1 protein-coding gene is annotated in these 1,083 nt (G+C 64.5%); it reads left to right on the top strand.

Going from position 1 to position 1,083, the window contains the following annotated elements; genetic code table 11:
* Positions 1-106: 106 nt before the first annotated feature.
* Positions 107-1,083, top strand: a 977-nt coding sequence (locus H7F49_RS19280) for an ISNCY family transposase (protein ID WP_185685162.1), incomplete at its 3' end; no start/stop codon positions are given.

Raw genomic sequence — 1,083 nt, 5'->3', positions numbered from 1 at the left:
CGCCAGATAGAAATGACACCCCTCCGCTAGATAGAGATGACACTCTCTGGCGTGGTTGGCGGAGCAACGGTGGCATGGTTCTCCCGTCGGTCGGGAGGACATGGCTATGACGGTGCTGGCGATGAGCCATGGCGAGCTTTCGCGGTTTGATACCTTGATGCGCGTGGAGCGCGGCGAGCTGCGGGTCGACGATGCTGCTGCGTTGCTGGGGTTGAAGCGCCGTCAGGTGTTTCGTCTGCTGGACAGGCTGCGATCGGAAGGTGCCGCTGGCCTGGTGTCACGCAAGCGCGGCCGACCAAGCAACCGACGATACAGCGATGCCATGCGTGAGCGGATCATGGCGATCGTGCGCGAGCACTATGCGGATTTTGGGCCGACGCTGGCGCGCGAGTACCTGATTGAGCGCCACGGCATCACGGTTGCATGCGAGACGCTGCGCCGGCTGATGATCGCGGGCGGCTTGTGGAAGGACCGCGATGCGCGGCGTCCCCGGCCCTATCAACCTCGGTATCGCCGGGACTGCCGCGGCGAGCTGATCCAGGTTGATGGCTCGAAGCACTGGTGGTTCGAAGACCGCGGCCCGCAGTGCACGCTGCTGGTCTACATCGACGATGCCACCAGCGAGCTGATGCACCTGAAGATGGTCGAGAGCGAGAGCGCCTTTGCCTACATGGAGGCGACGCGCGAGTACATCGAGCGGCACGGCAAGCCGGTGGCATTCTATTCGGACAAGCACTCGGTGTTCCGCAACAACCGGGCCAGCCCCAACGGTGATGGCATGACCCACTTCGGGCGGGCGATGGAAGCGCTCAACATCGAGATCATCTGCGCCAACTCGCCGCAGGCCAAGGGCCGGGTCGAGCGGGCCAACCTGACGCTGCAGGATCGCCTGGTGAAGGCGATGCGGCTTGCCGGGATTGCGACGATCGCCGCGGCAAATGCGTTCTTGCCGGGCTACCTCGAGCAGCACAATCGCCGCTTCGCGAAGGCGCCGTTCGATCCGCGCGACCTGCATCGTCCGCTGGCCATGCATGAGGATCTGCGCACCGAGCTGGTCTGGCGGGAATGGCGGACAGTGTCGAA

It is taken from the genome of Novosphingobium aerophilum, assembly GCF_014230305.1.
Classification (GTDB): Bacteria; Pseudomonadota; Alphaproteobacteria; order Sphingomonadales; family Sphingomonadaceae; genus Novosphingobium; species Novosphingobium aerophilum.
This window is presented reverse-complemented; position numbering and strand designations above follow the sequence as displayed.